The organism is Curtobacterium salicis, from assembly GCF_011759505.1.
Classification (GTDB): Bacteria; Actinomycetota; Actinomycetes; order Actinomycetales; family Microbacteriaceae; genus Curtobacterium; species Curtobacterium salicis.
In genome coordinates this window covers 207,733-224,122 of sequence record NZ_JAAOYO010000002.1, presented here as the reverse complement: position 1 = coordinate 224,122, position 16,390 = coordinate 207,733, and the positions used below count along the sequence as shown (strand labels likewise).

17 protein-coding genes are annotated in these 16,390 nt (G+C 70.8%); 10 read left to right on the top strand and 7 right to left on the bottom strand.

The window, feature by feature from the left end:
- Positions 1-30 precede the first annotated feature (30 nt).
- The 4 genes from E9228_RS05405 to E9228_RS05390 all read left to right on the top strand — a co-directional run bounded on the left by E9228_RS05405 (position 31) and on the right by E9228_RS05390 (position 3,192).
- Entirely contained in the window at positions 31-258 is a 228-nt protein-coding gene (locus E9228_RS05405) for a methyltransferase (protein ID WP_166779580.1), read from the top strand.
- Between the two features lie 113 nt (positions 259-371).
- Positions 372-965 carry a single-stranded DNA-binding protein gene (locus E9228_RS05400; protein ID WP_166779579.1) on the top strand — a complete coding sequence of 198 codons (594 nt, stop codon included), beginning with the start codon at positions 372-374 and terminating at the stop codon, positions 963-965.
- 53 nt (positions 966-1,018) lie between these two features.
- Entirely contained in the window at positions 1,019-2,704 is a 1,686-nt protein-coding gene (ettA, locus tag E9228_RS05395) for an energy-dependent translational throttle protein EttA (protein ID WP_110905044.1), read from the top strand.
- Between the two features lie 5 nt (positions 2,705-2,709).
- The gene (locus E9228_RS05390) at positions 2,710-3,192 is read left to right on the top strand and encodes a thioesterase family protein (protein ID WP_166779578.1); all 483 of its coding nucleotides are present in this window, start codon (positions 2,710-2,712) and stop codon (positions 3,190-3,192) included.
- A gap of 134 nt (positions 3,193-3,326) precedes the next feature.
- On the opposite strand, the gene E9228_RS05385 is transcribed toward E9228_RS05390, so the two are convergent.
- Positions 3,327-4,190 carry an acyl-CoA thioesterase domain-containing protein gene (locus tag E9228_RS05385; RefSeq protein ID WP_166779577.1) on the bottom strand — a complete coding sequence of 288 codons (864 nt, stop codon included), beginning with the start codon at positions 4,188-4,190 and terminating at the stop codon, positions 3,327-3,329.
- A 115-nt stretch (positions 4,191-4,305) separates the two neighbouring features.
- On the opposite strand from E9228_RS05385, the gene E9228_RS05380 reads away from it, so the two are divergent.
- Entirely contained in the window at positions 4,306-5,007 is a 702-nt protein-coding gene (locus E9228_RS05380) for a DUF8185 domain-containing protein (protein ID WP_166779576.1), read from the top strand.
- Between the two features lie 101 nt (positions 5,008-5,108).
- Entirely contained in the window at positions 5,109-6,017 is a 909-nt protein-coding gene (locus tag E9228_RS05375; RefSeq protein WP_166779575.1) for an NAD(P)H-binding protein, read from the top strand.
- A 227-nt stretch (positions 6,018-6,244) separates the two neighbouring features.
- On the opposite strand, the gene E9228_RS05370 is transcribed toward E9228_RS05375, so the two are convergent.
- The 3 genes from E9228_RS05370 to pepN all read right to left on the bottom strand — a co-directional run bounded on the left by E9228_RS05370 (position 6,245) and on the right by pepN (position 10,472).
- The gene (locus E9228_RS05370) at positions 6,245-6,748 is read right to left on the bottom strand and encodes a globin (RefSeq protein ID WP_166779574.1); all 504 of its coding nucleotides are present in this window, start codon (positions 6,746-6,748) and stop codon (positions 6,245-6,247) included.
- Positions 6,745-7,815 carry a mechanosensitive ion channel family protein gene (locus E9228_RS05365; protein WP_208385603.1) on the bottom strand — a complete coding sequence of 357 codons (1,071 nt, stop codon included), beginning with the start codon at positions 7,813-7,815 and terminating at the stop codon, positions 6,745-6,747. The genes E9228_RS05370 and E9228_RS05365 overlap by 4 nt, the downstream gene beginning before the upstream one ends.
- Positions 7,816-7,892: 77 nt before the next feature.
- Complete coding sequence (gene pepN, locus E9228_RS05360) at positions 7,893-10,472, bottom strand: aminopeptidase N (RefSeq protein WP_166779573.1); 2,580 nt, start codon at positions 10,470-10,472, stop codon at positions 7,893-7,895.
- A gap of 123 nt (positions 10,473-10,595) precedes the next feature.
- Between pepN and E9228_RS05355 the strand changes: the two genes are divergently transcribed.
- Positions 10,596-11,246: a mycothiol-dependent nitroreductase Rv2466c family protein gene (locus E9228_RS05355; protein WP_341849781.1), complete on the top strand. Its 651-nt coding sequence runs from the start codon at positions 10,596-10,598 to the stop codon at positions 11,244-11,246.
- A gap of 102 nt (positions 11,247-11,348) precedes the next feature.
- Here E9228_RS05355 and E9228_RS05350 read toward each other — a convergent pair whose 3' ends face one another.
- On the bottom strand, positions 11,349-11,867 hold the full coding sequence (locus tag E9228_RS05350; protein ID WP_166779572.1) for a GNAT family N-acetyltransferase: 519 nt from the start codon (positions 11,865-11,867) through the stop codon (positions 11,349-11,351).
- Between E9228_RS05350 and E9228_RS05345 the strand changes: the two genes are divergently transcribed.
- The 3 genes from E9228_RS05345 to E9228_RS05335 all read left to right on the top strand — a co-directional run bounded on the left by E9228_RS05345 (position 11,866) and on the right by E9228_RS05335 (position 14,150).
- Positions 11,866-12,579 (top strand): helix-turn-helix domain-containing protein, encoded by a 714-nt coding sequence (locus E9228_RS05345; protein WP_166779571.1) that lies wholly within the window; start codon positions 11,866-11,868, stop codon positions 12,577-12,579. The genes E9228_RS05350 and E9228_RS05345 overlap by 2 nt on opposite strands.
- 101 nt (positions 12,580-12,680) lie before the next feature.
- Positions 12,681-13,169, top strand: a complete 489-nt coding sequence (locus E9228_RS05340; RefSeq protein WP_166779570.1) for a ribose-5-phosphate isomerase — start codon at positions 12,681-12,683, stop codon at positions 13,167-13,169.
- Positions 13,170-13,220: 51 nt separating this feature from the next.
- A complete protein-coding gene (locus E9228_RS05335; RefSeq protein WP_166779569.1) occupies positions 13,221-14,150 on the top strand; it encodes an Fpg/Nei family DNA glycosylase in 930 nt (309 codons plus the stop codon).
- Positions 14,151-14,231: 81 nt separating this feature from the next.
- On the opposite strand, the gene E9228_RS05330 is transcribed toward E9228_RS05335, so the two are convergent.
- Both E9228_RS05330 and E9228_RS05325 read right to left on the bottom strand, forming a co-directional pair.
- A complete protein-coding gene (locus E9228_RS05330) occupies positions 14,232-15,725 on the bottom strand; it encodes an amidohydrolase (protein ID WP_166779568.1) in 1,494 nt (497 codons plus the stop codon).
- Complete coding sequence (locus E9228_RS05325; protein ID WP_166779567.1) at positions 15,725-16,366, bottom strand: FMN-binding negative transcriptional regulator; 642 nt, start codon at positions 16,364-16,366, stop codon at positions 15,725-15,727. Before E9228_RS05325 ends, E9228_RS05330 begins: the two co-directional genes overlap by 1 nt.
- Between the last annotated feature and the right edge of the window lie 24 nt (positions 16,367-16,390).

Here is a 16,390-nt window from a genome sequence, read left to right as displayed (position 1 = left end):
GCGTCGGGGCCACGAGGAGGTGGTCGCACGATGACGAACGACACGCTGCAGAACGCGGACGCGACGACGGGGACCTGGGTCGCCGTCGGACCGGCAGGAGCGGTGGGCACCATCCACCGCGCTGCCGACGGGTTCCGGGTGGAGCTCTACGGGCGACGCGGCCCGGGCGGGACCTACCCGTCGCTCCAGTCCGCCAAGGGCGCGGTGCACAAGGCGATGGGTCCGCTCGCGGACCGGCCGGAGTTCCGCGCGCACTGATCCGGCCGGGAGGCTCCGGTCACCTTCCTGCACAGGGAGCGTGAACGGGGCCTCCCGTCCACAGCTTCGACGCCACCGCCCGGCGAGGAGGGCTGCCGTCGGACGATCGATGCATGAACGACATGATCACGGTCTGCGGCATCGTCGCCACCGAACCCCGACACCTCGTCACCGAGACGGGCATCGCCATCACCAGCCTCCGGCTGGCGTCACCGTCCCGTCGCTGGGACCGCCAGAGTTCGACCTGGAGCAACGGGCCGACCAACTGGTACACGGTCACCGCCTTCCGGTCGCTCGCGGCCAACGTGAACCGCTCCCTCAACAAAGGGGACCGGGTGCTCGTCACCGGGCGTGTGCGCATCCGGAACTGGGAGCGTGACGGCCGCGGCGGCACCAGCGTCGAGATCGACGCCGAGGGCATCGGGCACGACCTCGCCTGGGGCATCAGCAACTGGATGCGCCTGCCCCGCCACGCCACCGAAGCAACGGCCGCTCCTGGGTCGTCACCGCGCGTCGACCACGACACCGGAGAGATCCACGACGACGCTCCCGACGCAGCACACCCACCGGTGGAGGCCGCACCGGATGATGCTCACCCGGACGAGCCCCACGTGCCGGATGACGGCGTCGTCGCGATGCTGGTCGACCCTGCCCACGACCCCGCCGTCGAGGACCCGGAGCACCACGCCGGACTCGATGCGGCCTGATCTCGACACCTGCGCCCACGGGCGGGCGGTGTCGTCACTACACTTGGAGCGATATGGCTGAGTACATCTACCAGATGGTCCGCGCCCGCAAGGCGGTCGGTGACAAGCTGATCCTCGACGACGTCACGATGTCGTTCCTGCCCGGCGCCAAGATCGGCGTCGTCGGGCCGAACGGTGCCGGCAAGTCGACGATCCTGAAGATCATGGCGGGTCTCGACCAGCCTTCGAACGGTGAAGCGAAGCTGACGCCCGGCTTCACCGTCGGCATCCTCATGCAGGAGCCGGAACTCGACGAGACCAAGACGGTTCTCGAGAACGTCCAGGAAGGCGTCGGCGAGATCCACGGGAAGCTCGCACGCTTCAACGAGATCTCCGCGCTGATGGCCGAGCCGGACGCCGACTTCGACGCGCTCCTGGCCGAGATGGGCACCCTGCAGGAAGAGATCGACGCGGCTGACGCGTGGGACCTCGACTCGCAGCTCGAGCAGGCGATGGCCGCGCTCCAGTGCCCGCCGGGCGACGAGCTCGTCACGCACCTCTCCGGTGGTGAGAAGCGCCGTGTCGCACTCTGCAAGCTCCTGCTGCAGAAGCCCGACCTGCTGCTGCTCGACGAGCCCACCAACCACCTGGACGCCGAGAGCGTGCAGTGGCTCGAGCAGCACCTGCAGCAGTACCACGGTGCCGTCCTCGCCGTGACCCACGACCGGTACTTCCTGGACCACGTGGCCCAGTGGATCGCCGAGGTCGACCGCGGTCGTCTGTACCCGTACGAGGGCAACTACTCGACCTACCTCGAGAAGAAGCGCGCCCGCCTCGAAGTGCAGGGCAAGAAGGACGCCAAGCTCGCGAAGCGACTGACGTCCGAGCTCGACTGGGTTCGCAGCAACACCAAGGGACGCCAGGCGAAGTCCAAGGCGCGCCTGGCTCGCTACGAGGAGATGGTCACGGAGGCCGAGCGCACGCGCAAGCTCGACTTCGAGGAGATCGTCATCCCCGTCGGCCCGCGTCTGGGCTCGCAGGTGATCGACGCCGAGAAGCTGCACAAGCAGTTCGGTGAGCGCGTCATCATCGGCGATCTGTCGTTCACGCTCCCGCGCAACGGCATCGTCGGGGTCATCGGCCCGAACGGCGTCGGCAAGACCACGCTCTTCAAGACGATCGTCGGCCTCGAGCCCCTCGACGGCGGCACGCTGAAGATCGGCGACACGGTCGACATCTCGTACGTCGACCAGAGCCGTGGCGGCATCGACCCGAACAAGAACCTGTGGGAGGTCGTGTCCGACGGACTCGACTACATCCAGGTCGGCAAGACCGAGATCCCGTCCCGCGCGTACGTGTCGCAGTTCGGGTTCAAGGGTCCGGACCAGCAGAAGCGTGCCGGCATCCTGTCCGGCGGTGAGCGCAACCGCCTGAACCTGGCGCTGACGCTCAAGCAGGGCGGCAACCTGCTGCTCCTCGACGAGCCGACGAACGACCTGGACGTCGAGACGCTCGGCAGCCTCGAGAACGCACTGCTCGAGTACCCCGGCTGCGCCGTGGTCATCACCCACGACCGGTGGTTCCTCGACCGCATCGCGACGCACATCCTCGCCTGGGAAGGGCTGAACGAGGACGGCACGCCGATCTGGTACTGGTTCGAGGGCAACTTCGAGGCCTACGAAGAGAACAAGATCGAGCGCCTCGGTGCCGACGCTGCGAAGCCCGGCCGCGCGACGTACCGCAAGCTCACCCGGGACTAGTCCCGGTGGCACGCCTGCACGCTCCGATCCGCATTCGCTGGAGTGACATCGACGCCTACGGGCACGTCAACAACTCGGCGATGCTCCGGCTGCTCGAAGAAGCACGCGTGCTGGCGTTCTGGGCGCCGGACCCCGACGAGATCGACGAGTCGGGGTCCGCGCCGGAGCCGGTGATCGACGGCCGGCCCGGCTCGGGGACGATGACGGTGATCGCGGCACAGCGCCTCGAGTACCTCGCCTCGACGCCGTACTTCCGGCGACCGCTCGACATCCAGCTGTGGATCGGGCGGCTGGGTGGGGCGAGCCTCGACATCTCGTACGAGGTCTGGTCACCGCTCGGGCACGAGCCTGCCGAGCTCTACACGCGGGCCACGACCACGCTCGTGCTCGTGGATGCGGAGACCAACCGGCCGAGACGCCTGAGCGCTGCGGAACGTGCGGCCTGCGAGCAGTACATCGAGCCGCCGGTCACGTTCTCCCGCCCCTGAGACGCGATCTGCTGAGACGTGATCGGCTGCGGCGCGATCGGCTCCGACGCGATCTGCAGCGGCGCGCGATTGGCAGCGGCATCGGTGCGGCCCGCCGCCGGCTGGAGGCGACCCCGGCCTGGGGCCGCTCGCGTTCAGTCCGCCGTCGGAACCCGCATCATGCCCTCCTGCGCGACGGTCGCGAGCAGCCGTCCGTCCCGCGAGAACATCCGGCCGAAGGCGAGCCCGCGGCCGCCCTGAGCGCTGGGGGACTCCTGGGCGTAGAGCACCCAGTCGTCCGCACGACCGTCACGGTGCCACCACATGGCGTGGTCGAGGCTGGCGAGCTTCACGCCCGGCGTCCCCCAGGCCATCCCGTGCCGGCGCATGATCGGCTCGAGGAGCGACAGGTCGCTCGCGTAGGCGAGGACCGCGCGGTGCAGAGCCGGGTCGTCCGGCAGGTCGCGTTCGACGCGGAACCACACCGCCTGGTGTGCGACCCGCGCGCCCTGCACGTCGACGTAGACCGACCCGTCGACATGGCGCATGTCGATCGACCGTTCCGCCCAGGCCTGCGCCGTCGGGTGGTCGATCGACGCGAGCACGGACGCGGCCGACGGCAACGACTCCGGGTCCGGCACGTCCGAGGGGAACGGATCCTGGTGTTCGGCACCGACGTCCGGCGTCTGGAAGGACGCGATCATCGAGAAGATCGGGACGCCGTTCTGGTACGCCTGGGCTCGACGTGTGGCGAAGGACCGGCCGTCGTGGATCCGTTCGACGCCGAACGTGATCGGCACGTCGATGGCCCCGGGCCGCAGGAAGTATCCGTGGACCGAGTGGATGGCGCGTCCCTCGATGGTGCTCTGCGCCGCGACGATGCACTGCGCGAGAACCTGCCCGCCGAACACCCGACCACCCGGCGACCAGTGGCTCGCACCGGTGAGGATCGTCTCGCGGGTGCTTGCTCCGGTGTCCTCGAGGCGCAGCGTGGAGAGGAAGTCGGGTTCGCGGTTCACGCCGTCAGTCTACGAACGGCTGCCCGGCGCCGTCACGGGCGACGAGGACGGTGACGGGGCCGAGCGGCTGCGGCCAGGGAGCACCGAACCGCCCCCGACTAAGATCGGAAGCGACATGAGCAGCTCGTTCACCCTTCCTGACGCCGCCTCGCTCGGTGACCTCCGCACCTACCTCGGGCGGGCCGCTCGGATCGAGGACGGGTCGGTCCGTCTGATCGCCGACTCCGGCGTCCTGGCCGTCTACACCGCGATCCTCTACCCGCTCGGACTGCTCGATGAGCTGCCGACCGTGCTCGGGCTCCGGACGTTCGCGCTGACCCAACCGGAGCACATCGACGTCGTCGTGCCGCTGCAGTCGTTCCGCGAGCGGCTGCGGCTGCTCGCGGAGGCGCAGGACGCCGCGGATGTCGAGAGCGCCGACCCGACGCGCGCCACACCGATCGAGGTGGACCTGCCCCTCGAGGTCCACACCGTCACCTGGGCTGCGATCTCGCCACCCCGTGGTGGGTGGGCACCGCTGCCCGACGTCTCCGCGGAGCTGCTGCACCGTGCAGCGCGGCAGGGGATCGACGAGGTCGCTGCCGCGGTGCCGGCGAGCTCGGGGGAGTCCATCGTCCGGCGTGTCCGGTCCGAGGTGTGGGGTCGGCCGATCGACGGGGTCGAACACCTGCCGGCCGGCGCGGGCTTCGCTGCCGAGAGCCTCGGGTTCCTCGGCACGGAACCGGTGCGCCTGTTCGAGACCGGTCCGTGGAGTCGGCTCACGACCTCCCGCGGGCACGTGCTCGTCAAGCGCCGCGCCTGGACCCTCAGCTCCTAGCGCGACCCGGCACCCGGCACCCGGCGACCGGCACCCGTCGCCCCGCTCACGTCACGGTCAGCACCAGCCTGCGAGCAGGGGCATGTGGTTCGCTCCGGTCCATGCTCGTCTTCCTCACCGGCGCGTCCGGGTACATCGGTTCCGCCGTCCTCCGCGCGCTCATCGCCCACGACCACAGCGTCACGGCCGTCCTCCGCTCGGACGAGAAGGCCGCTGGCGCCCAGCAGTCGGGTGCCACCGTCCTCGTCGGGGACCTGTCCGACCAGGACCTCGTCGCCCGACTGGCGCGCGAGGCCGACGCTGTCGTCCACACGGCCTCGGGCGAGCACGTCGACCCGGACTTCATCGCGACCGTCCTGGCGGCGCTCGAGGGCACCACGAAGCCGTTCGTCCACACCGGCGGGATCTTCACCTTCGGTGCATCCGGGGAGATCACCGAGGACTCCCCGGTCAGCCCGCCGACGCTGACGGCCTGGCGGGCAGCGAACGAGGCGCGCGTCCGGGCGAGCACGGTCCGCACGACGATCGTCGCGCCCGGCATCGTCCACGGACGCGCTGCGGGCATCCCGACGATGTTCGTACCCGACGGCGACGCACCGGTCCGCCTGGTCGGTGACGGTACCCAACACTGGACGACGGTGCACGTGGACGACCTGGCCGAGCTCTACGTCCTCGCGGTCGAGCGTGGCGACCAGGACGGGTACCTCGTTGCGGCGTCCGGCCACAACCCGACGGTCCGCGAGCTCGCCCAGGCCGGCGTCGACGGACAGGCCGGCGTCGACGGACAGGCCGGCGTCGACGGACAGGCCGGCGTCGACGGACAGTCGGCCGTTCAGGCGTCGGTCCTCGCGGAGTCCGCCGCCGAGTCCCGGGAGCGCCTCGGAACCGACTTCGCCGACGCCCTGTTGCTCGACCAGGTGGCGACGGGCGCGCATGCACGGAGCCTCGGGTGGCGGCCGTCACGGCCGACCCTCGTCGATGAGCTCCGGTCCGGGTACCGGGCCGACTGACGCCACGGCGCACGGCGCTCGGCGCACGGCGCCCGGCGCCCGCGACCCACGGCGCAAGCGCACACCGCACACACAGCGCGACCCGGTGACGGACGGGAGGCTCGTGGCGGTGCCGCTCCGGGCCTCCCGTCCGTCATCCGGGACGTCGGACCATGTCGCCCGGTACCGACATCAGGCCGGCGACGACGCAACCCGGGCCGACGGCGCAACCCAGGCCGGCGGCGGAGTCAGTCGAACGAGTTGGTCATCGCGTGCGCCGCACGGTCGAGATACCCCCACAGCTCGGCCTCGTCGAGCGGCGCGAGCTCGAGTGACTCGACCGCGTCGTGCATGTGCTGGAGCCAGTGCTCGCGTGCCTCGGGCGTGATCCGGAACGGGTTGTGCCGCATGCGCAGGCGGGGGTGCCCGCGCTGCTCACTGTAGGTCGACGGCCCGCCCCAGTACTGCTGGAGGAACTGCGACAGTCGCCAGATCGCGCCGTCGAGGTCCTCGGCCCGGTACATCGGCCAGATGACCTCGTCCTGTTGCACACCCTCGTAGAAGCGGCGGACAAGACGGTCGAACGTGGGGGCGCCGCCGATGCGGTCGAAGAGCGAGCCGCTCGCTGCCGCACCGCCGAGCCCGACGCGGAGGGTGACCGGCTGTGCCGGGACGGCTGCGGCGTCGCCCGAGCCAGCGGCACGACCGGCGCTCCCGGTCGGCGGCCCGAGGGGCAGTGACGGTCCGGTCATGGGGAGTCCTCGTGGTCGGTGCTGGGTTCGTCGCCGGTGCGGATGGCCCGGCCGAAGACGTTCCGGCGTGCGCTCCGCGACCTGGTGGGTGCCGGGACGGGTGCGGTCCGTACCGGACGGAGGCCGTTGACCGAGGTGGCGTTCTCCCACCCGTCGGGCATGATCATCGCCATCGCGGGCAGGGTGACGCCGAGTTCGTCGACGCTGTGCTTCAGCCGGATGCGGAGTTCGCGTCCGACGACGTCGAGTTCGGAGGCACGTGTCTTCACGACCAGGCGGAACACCATGCCGGTGTCCGTGATCGACTGCAGCCCCCAGATCTCGGGCTTCTCGACGATCCGCTGGCGCCACCGCGGCTCTTGCGACATGGTGACGGCTGCGTGCAGGAGGGCGTCCTGCACGGCGTCGATGTCGGTGTCGTAGGGGACGGTGATGTCGACCAGGACGCGGGACCACCCCTGCGAGAGGTTGCCGACGCGCAGGATCTGGCCGTTGGGTACGAACCACAGGATCCCGTTCACGTCGCGGATCTGCATGACGCGCAGGCCGACGCTCTCGACCACGCCGGTCGCCTGGCCCGTGTCGACGACGTCGCCGACGCCGGCCTGGTCCTCGAGGATCATGAAGATGCCGGACAGGATGTCGCGGACGATGCTCTGCGCACCGACCGCCAGGCCTGCGGCGACCACCGAAGCGCCACCGACGATGCCGACGGCGGCGGTCGGGAACACGGTCGAGATGATGATGGCGAACGCGATGACCGCCACGATGACGGTCGCCAGGTTCTCGAGCACGCTGCCGAGCGTGCGGGTGCGTTGGACGACCCGGGCGGTCTGCAGCGGCGAGGCGACGAGCGCCTGCGTGTCGGCGGCGCCCTGCCGCTTCTTCACACCGTTGACGATGCGGTCGACGACCTGCTTGATCGTCCGGCGGAGGATGAGTCGGAGGATCACCGCCGCGAGCAGGACGATGACGATGGTGATCGGGACGTGCCAGGTGTCGACGAACTGGGTGAACGTGTTCGACGCCCACTTCGAGACGTCGGGGGTGTCTGCAGCCAAGAGCATGATCCGGACGATGCTAAGCGGCGAGGCCTCGGCGTCCCTGGAGGAACGCCGAGGCCTCGCCGCTGGTCACATCAGGCTCAGACGTCCGCTGCCTGGACGCGGAGGGCCCGCTCGGTGCCCGCGAGGTTCTCGGTGACGATGCGGCGGAGCGCCGGCGTCTCCGGGTGTGCCTCGAGCCACGCCACGGCCGCGTCACGCAGCTCCGTCGACGCCAGCGGCGCGGGGTAGAGCCCCGTGACGACGGTGTCGGCGATGTGGTAACTGCGCTCGTCCCAGATGCGGGTGATCACGTCGAAGTACCGCGGCACGAGGCCCTCGAGCACGACGGGCGAGTTCACGTGCTGGAACCCGATCGTGGTCTGACGGACGATCGCGTTCGGCGCGTCGTCGCTGTCCACGAGCGACGAGAACGCCGCGAGCTTGCCCTCCGCAGTAGGGATGGTGGCCCGGGCCCGAGCGGCAGCCTGCTCGCCGGAGGCGGTGCGGTCGGCGGCGAGTTCGGTGTCGATCTCGTCGTTGCCCGCGGCGCCGGCGAGCACCAGGCCCTCGAGCAGCTCCCAACGCAGGTCGGTGTCGACCTCGAGCCCCTGCAGCGCCACGGAGCCGTCGCGCAGGCCCTGCAGCGTTGCCACGTGCTCAGGCGTCGAGGGGATCTGCGCGAAGAACTTCACGAACTGGAACTGTGCGTCGGAGCCGGACTCGGCCGACGACGCGAGCCGCCAGAGGGTGTCACCGACCGTGCGGACGGTGCTGTCGGACTTCGCCGGCGCGACGTAGTTCCGCGCGGTCAGCAGCAGCTGCGACAGCGTGGTCCGGATCGTCGTGGACTCGGTCTCGGTGGCGATGTTGCCGAGCACCAGGGACACGTAATCGCTGGCGGGGGACTCGGCGTCGCGCGTGGCGTCCCAGACGGCACCCCACACGATTGAGCGGGCGAGCGGGTTCGCGATCGCGGCGAGGTGCTCGATCGCCGTGCGACGGGACTGCTCGTCGAGGCGGATCTTGGCGTACGCCAGGTCGTCGTCGTTGAGCAGCACGAGGTCGCCGCGGTGGACGCCGACGAGGTCGGGGACCTCGGTGCGGGGGCCGTCGACGTCGATCTCGACGCGGTGGACGCGCTCGAGCTTGCCGCCCGAGGACGCGGTGTCGGCGCCGAACGGTGCCGAAGCGTCGTTCGTGAAGCCGTAGACGCCGATCGCCAGGCGGTGCGGGCGGAGCGTCGGGTGGTCGGCCGGTGCTTCCTGCAGGACGGCGAAGGACGTGATCACGCCGTCGTCGTCGGTCTGGATCTCCGGACGGAGGGTGTTCACGCCGGCGGTCTCGAGCCACAGCTTCGACCACTCGGAGAGGTCACGGCCGCTGGTGGACTCGAGCTCGACGAGCAGGTCCTTCAGCTCGGTGTTGGAGTGGTGGTGCTTCTTGAAGTACGCCGAGACGCCCGCGAAGAACGCGTCGATGCCGACCCAGGCGACGAGCTGCTTGAGGACCGAGCCGCCCTTCGCGTAGGTGATGCCGTCGAAGTTGACCTGGACGTCTTCGAGGTCGTTGATCGTCGCGACGATCGGGTGCGTCGACGGCAGCTGGTCCTGCCGGTACGCCCAGGACTTCTCCATCGCCTGGAACGTCGTCCAGGCTTCGGTCCACTCGGTGGCCTCGGCCGTGGCGATCGTCGACGCCCACTCGGCGAACGACTCGTTGAGCCACAGGTCGTTCCACCACTTCATGGTGACGAGGTCCCCGAACCACATGTGCGCGAGCTCGTGCAGGATCGTGACGACCCGGCGCTCCTTGATGGCGTCGGTGACCTTCGAGCGGAACACGTACGTCTCGGTGAACGTCACCGCACCCGCGTTCTCCATCGCGCCGGCGTTGAACTCCGGGACGAAGAGCTGGTCGTACTTCTCGAACGGGTAGGCGACGTCGAACTTCTCCTCGAAGTACGCGAAGCCCTTGCGCGTGATGTCGAAGACGTAGTCAGGGTCGAGGTACTCGGCCAGCGACTTGCGGGCGAACACCCCGAGCGGGATGGTGCGGCCGTCACGGCTGGTGAGCTCGCTGCGTACGACCTCGTACGGGCCGGCGACGAGGGCCGTGATGTAGCTGGAGATCGTCGCGGTGGGCGGGAACGTCCACGTGGCGTGGTCACCGTCGACGTGCGGCTCGGGCGTGGGGGCGTTCGAGACGACCTGCCAGCGCGCCGGAGCGGTCACGGTGAAGCGGAACTCGGCCTTGAGGTCGGGCTGCTCGAACACGGCGAACATGCGACGGCTGTCCGGGACCTCGAACTGGGAGTACAGGTAGACCTCGTCGTCGACGGGGTCCACGAAGCGGTGCAGGCCTTCGCCGGTGTTCGTGTACAGCGCGTCGGCGACGACGACGAGCTCGTTCTGCTCCTGCAGGTCGGCGAGCTGGATGCGGACGCCGTCGTTCACGGCGGCGACGTCGAGCGCCGTGCCGTTGAGGGTGACCGAGTGGACGGTCTTCGTGATGGCGTCGATGAACGTGCTGGCGCCGGGCGTGGCGGTGAAGCGCACGCGGGTGGTGCTGCCGAAGCTGTCGGCGCCGCGGGTCAGGTCGAGTTCGACGTCGTACGTCTGGACACTGACGATGCCGGCACGTTCCTGGGCTTCGGTTCTGGTGAGGTTCTCTCCGGGCACGGACGCTCCATCTTCGCTGCGGACGCGGACGATCGATGTCCGCGTGACTGTGGCCCCGCTCGGCGTCGTGCGTCGGCGGGACGGCTCGTGACCAGCCTAGCGAGCGGGCGTACGCTGCGATCCGTGACTGACACCACTGTGGAGAACACCCCTGCGACCCGGACTGCTGTGGAGTTCTGGTTCGACCCGACCTGCCCCTGGGCGTGGATGACGAGCCGCTGGGTGGGTGAGGTCGAGCAGCACCGCGACCTCGACGTCACCTGGAACGTCATGAGCCTCTTCGTCCTCAACGAGCACAACGAGGACATGCCCGCCGAGTACCGCGAGGCGATGGAGCGCAACCAGGTCTACTCGCGCCTGGTGACGGCGGCGAAGGCCCGCCACGGTCAGGAGGTCGTCAAGCGCCTCTACGACGCGCTCGGCGAGCAAATCCACCACCGCCAGCAGAAGGACCCGCAGCAGGTCGTGCCGGCCGTCCTCGAACAGCTCGGCCTCGAGGCAGACCTCGCCGACGCCGCGTGGACCGACGAGACCGACGCCGCGATGCGCGAGAGCCACCGTGACGGCATCGAGCGGGTCGGCCAGGACGTCGGCACGCCCGTCATCGCGGTCGACGGCGTCGCCTTCTTCGGCCCCGTCATCTCGCCGGCACCGAAGGGCCAGCAGGCACTCGACCTCTGGGACGGAGTCGTCGCGGCGGCCCGCTACCCGGGCTTCTTCGAGCTCAAGCGTTCACGCACGACCGGCCCGGTCTTCGACACCGTCGAGGGCTGACGGGCTGACGGGCTGACTGCCGACAGATCGACGGACTGACGAACCGCCGGACGGGAGGCGCGGTGCGGGCCCGCACCGCGCCTCCCGTTCGGCGACGATCGGTCAGTCGAGCGGCAACCGCATCAGCGTCAGGTCCAGCCACCGGCCGAACTTGCGGCCCACCTCGGGCACCACGGCGACGGTGGTGAAGCCGAGCCGCTCGTGCAACGCGATCGAGCCCGTGTTGGTGCTGCAGATGCCAGCGACCATGACGTGCCGACCCTCCGTGGTCGCCCGGGTGACGAGGGCGCGCATCAGGGTCGAGGCGACGCCCTGACCACGGAACGACTCGACCACGTAGACGCTGTGCTCGACGGTGAGCCGGTAACCCTGGTGCGGTCGCCACTGCGAGTAGGTGGCGTAGCCCGCGACGACCCCGTCGACCTCGGCGACCAGGACCGGCCAGCCGTCGCCCTGCCGGTCGGCGAGCCAGGTGTCGAACCACTCGCGGGGGTGCGGGACCTCCTGCCAGATCGCGGTCGAGTGCAGGACCGCATCGACGTGGAGCGCGTGCACGACGTCGAGGTCCGCGGGTGTGCAGTCGCGGACCCGGACCGCATCTGTCGCATATGCTGTCGCCATGTCTCACATCGTAGACGAGCCGGAGGGTGCGGACGCAACCCCCGCCGACACGCTCGCTGACGGAAGCGCGGACACCGAGCACGCCGAGCAAACCGAGCACCCCGAGCACGTGAACGCCGAGCACCCCGACGACGCCGACCAGCGCCGACTGGGGGAGCGGTTGCAGCGCCTCCGCACCGAACGCCGCTGGAGCCTCACCGAACTCGCCGAGGAGTCCGGGGTCTCCCGCGCCATGATCAACCGCGTCGAGCGGGGCGTCTCGAGCCCGACCGCGACGATCCTCGGCCGCCTCTCCGGAGCGTTCGGCCTCACCGTCTCGCAGCTCCTCGACGAGGCCCTCGAGCACGAGGTCCCGCGCACCAGCGACCCGGACGAAGCCCGCGGTGTGCAGCGCGCCGCCTCGGCCGACTCGTGGACCGACCCGGAGACCGGGTACCGCCGCCGGCCGCTCTCGAGCGCCGACTTCCCGGCCGACGTCACCGAGGTCCGCCTGCCCGCCGGACGCGAGGTGGCCTACCCCGCCAGCGCGTACGCCTTCCTCCGCCACTGCATCTGGGTGGTGGACGGGACACTCGAACTGCAGGTCGGCGAGACCACGACGCGGCTCGGTACCGGCGACCGCATCGAACTCGGCGAGCCCGCCGACGTGGTGTACCGCAACGCCGGCGACGAGCCGTGTCGGTACGTCGTCGTCGTGGTGCGGCAGCGCTGACGGGAGGCCCGCCCCGGGTCCGGCACCGCGCCTCCCGTCCGACGGGTGGCCCGCTCGTGGGCCGCGCCCGCCGGCGGCAGCCGCGGGAATAGGATCGGTCCATGCGCATCCACCTCGGAACGGACCACGCCGGCCTCGAGTTCACCAAGACCCTCGCCACGCACCTGACCGAAGCTGGCCACGAGGTCGTGGACCACGGTCCGACCGCGTACGAGCCGCTCGACGACTACCCCTCGTTCTGCATCAACGCCGCGCACGCCGTGGTCCAGGACCAGCGCGCGGGGGTCCAGGCCCTCGGCGTCGTGTTCGGTGGGTCGGGCAACGGTGAGCAGATCGCGGCGAACAAGGTCGAGGGCGTCCGGGCCGCGCTGGTGTGGAACGAGTCGACCGCGGTCCTCGCGCGACAGCACAACGACGCGAACGTCATCTCGATCGGTGCCCGTCAGCACACCGAGGACGAAGCCATCCGCTTCGTCGACCTCTTCATCGCCGAGCCGTTCTCGGGTGAAGAGCGCCACGCCCGCCGCATCGCGCAGCTCGCCGAGTACGAGCAGACCGGCACCATCGCCGGCAAGCAGGTCGACGCGTAGGACACGGCCGGGGGACACCGGTCGTCAGCGGCACCGGGTAGAACGGGACGCATGCCCGAGGGTCACTCCGTCCACCGAATCGCCAACCAGTTCACCCGCCACTTCGTCGGCAAGCGCTGCGAGGTGTCCAGTCCGCAGGGACGGTTCGCCGCGGGAGCCGCGCAGCTCGACGGCAAGAGGATGATCGCGTCCCGGGCCGTCGGCAAGCAGCTGTTCCTGGAGTTCGAGGACGACCTGTTCCTCCGCGTGCACCTGGGGCTGTACGGGGCGTGGGACTTCGCGGGCGTGATCTCCACCGCCGAGGCGCTGTCGGACGACGACGACCGCGAGGAGTCCCTGGCCTCGATCGGTGCTCCGCGGCTCGCCCGCTACCGGATGGCCGAGCAGGAGAAGACCGAGGACCCGATCGAGGCGTTCCCGCCGGACCCGGTCGGCCAGGTGCGGGTGCGGCTGCTCACCGAGGACACCGTCGCCGACCTCCGCGGCCCCACCGCCTGTGTCGTCGAGGACCCGACCGGCGTGCAGCGTGCGCTCGACAAGCTCGGTCCGGACCCGGTGAACGACGACGGGCCCGAGGCCGAGAAGGTCTTCGTGGACAACGTCCGGAAGCGCAACGTCGCGATCGGGCAGCTCCTGATGGACCAGTCCGTGGTGAGCGGCATCGGCAACATCTACCGTGCCGAGCTGCTGTTCCGGCAGCGCATCGACCCGTACAAGGTCGGGAAGAAGATCACCGTCAAGCAGGCGAAGGCGCTCTGGGCGGACTGGTCGAAGCTGCTGCACGACGGCGTCCGGGACGGCCTGATGCTCACGATGGACGGGCTCTCCGACGCCGACCACAAGAAGGCGCTGCGCTCCCGGAAGGACCGGCACTGGGTGTACCACCGCCAGGGCGAACCGTGCCGGGTCTGCGGCACCGAGATCCGGATCGCCGACATGGCCGGTCGCAAGCTCTACTGGTGCCCGAAGGACCAGAAGTAGCCCTCCCGCAAGACGCAACGGTGGCGGCGCTCCGCAAGGGTGTTCCCTTGCGTGATGCCGCCACCGTTGCGTTCCGCGGACCTACAGGGCGCGGTGGGTCCAGCGGCCGGCGACAGCCGTCGCCAGGACCGGCATCGCGCGGAGCGCGGCCGACGTCGCCGTGAGCGGATCGGACGGCACGAGGACCAGGTCGGCGACGTCGCCGACCGCGACACCCACCCGGCCGTCGGTGCTGCCCCGCCAGGCGGCGAGCGCGGACATCCGCTGCTCCGGGTGCCACGGGCTCCGGCCGTCTCGGTCCCGCCACACGGCGGCTGCGAGCGCCACCCACGGGTCGAGGGGTGCGACCGGCGCGTCCGATCCGAGCTGCATCCGTGCGCCGGCGCGTTCGAGTGCCGCGAACGGGAACGCCCGGTCGGTGCGGCCCGCCCAGTGGTGGTCGGCGATGTCGCGGTCGTCCATCGCGTGCTCGGGCTGCACCGACGCGACGACCCCGAGGCGCGCGAACCGGGGGACGTCCTCGGGCTGCAGCAGCTGGGCGTGCTCGATGGTGCCGCGGGTGCCGACGGTCTCGAAGGCGTCGAGCGCCAGGCTGACGGCACGATCGCCGATCGCGTGCACGGCGGGGACGAGTCCGGCGGCGACGGCACGGCGGAGCACGGGGACGAGGTCCTCCGGCGTCCACGTGAGGAGCCCCGCGCCGTCGGACGTCGCCGCGGTCCGGGTACCGAGGGACCCGTCCGTGATCACCTTGAACGGCCCCATCGTCAGCAGCCCCCGGGTGCCGGGAACGACGTCGCCGGTGCGGAGGCCACGGGCGATCGCGTCGTCCAGTTCGCCGGGGTAGACACCGGAGGCGACCCGGATGCCGTCCGTGCCGGCGGCGATGCGGCGGGTCCACCGGTCGAGACCGAAGACCATCTCGAGGTCGACGACCCCGGTGACCCCGCGCTGGGCCGCGGCGTCGACCGCTTCGTCGACGGCGGCGTCGAGCAGCTCGGCGGGGACGCGGGACAGCGCGCCGGTGACGTCGAAGGCGTCCTGCTCGCGGAGGACACCGTCCGGACCGGCCGGCAGCGCGCGGCCGAGCATGCCGCCGAAGTGCGCGAGGGCGCGCGTGTTGCACCAGACGGCGTGCAGGTCCGCGGCCACCACGACGACCGGGAGGCCCGGGGCGGCCCGGTCGAGCAGGTCACGTCGTGCGGGTGCCGGCCAGAGCCCGTCGCGGTAGCCGTGCCCGACGAGGACACGGTCCGGGAGCGCGGTGCGGGCTGCGTCGGCCAGACGGGCGGCGGTCTCCTGGGCAGAGCCGCAGTCCTGCACGTCGACGCGTTGCCGCATCAGGGCCCACTGGTCGAAGTGCACGTGGTGGTCCCGGAGTCCGGGGCCGATCCAGGCGCCGTCCGCCTCGACGACCTCGACGTCGAGCGAGGTGCCGGTCGGCACGTCCGCGCTGGTCGGCCGGTCGATCGTCCCGGCGGGCCCGATCGCGGCGATCCGCCCGTCGACGACGAGCACGTCGGCGGGGGCGCCGGACGTCCCCACACGGCGGACGGTGCGGAGCAGGGTCGCCATCACCGCGCCTCCCGCCCGTCGTCGCGACGTGCCCGCGCCCGCTCCATCTCGTCGGCCAGTGCCGGCGCCGCGTACGGCCCGTCGGCGCGGAGGCCCGCGATCACCCGATCGACGACCTCGGGCGCCTTGTTCTGGCTGAGCTTCGCGCGCGCGTCGAACCGGGTGACCCGCAGCCGGATGCCGACCGTGCCGCGGGCGATGCGGCGGGCGGTGTCCTCGTCGACGTCGAGCGACACCGGGGACGGCATCGCCCGCTCGAAGTGGTCGACCAGGTCACCGAGGACCCGGAAGTTCTCGTCGTCGGACAGGATCTCCGGCGTGCCCCACAGGTGTGCGGTGGTGTGGTTCCAGGTGGGGACGAACTGCTCCGGCGGGTACCAGGCGGGGGAGACGTAGCCGTGCGGCCCCTGCACGACGACCAGGACCTCGTGCCGGCCGAGCTCGTGTGCGACCTCGTCGGGGCGGCCGACGTGCGACACCAGGACGAGTTCGTCGTCGGCGCTCGGTTCGAGCATGAACGGGTAGTGCGACGCCACCAGCCCCGCGGCCGTGTGCGACACGATCGTCGCCCAGGGGTTCCCGTCGACGAGCCGTCGGACCTCGTCGACCTCGGTCATCAGGAAGGAGGGTGTGTGCCGCATGCGACGAGCGTGGCACATGCCAGG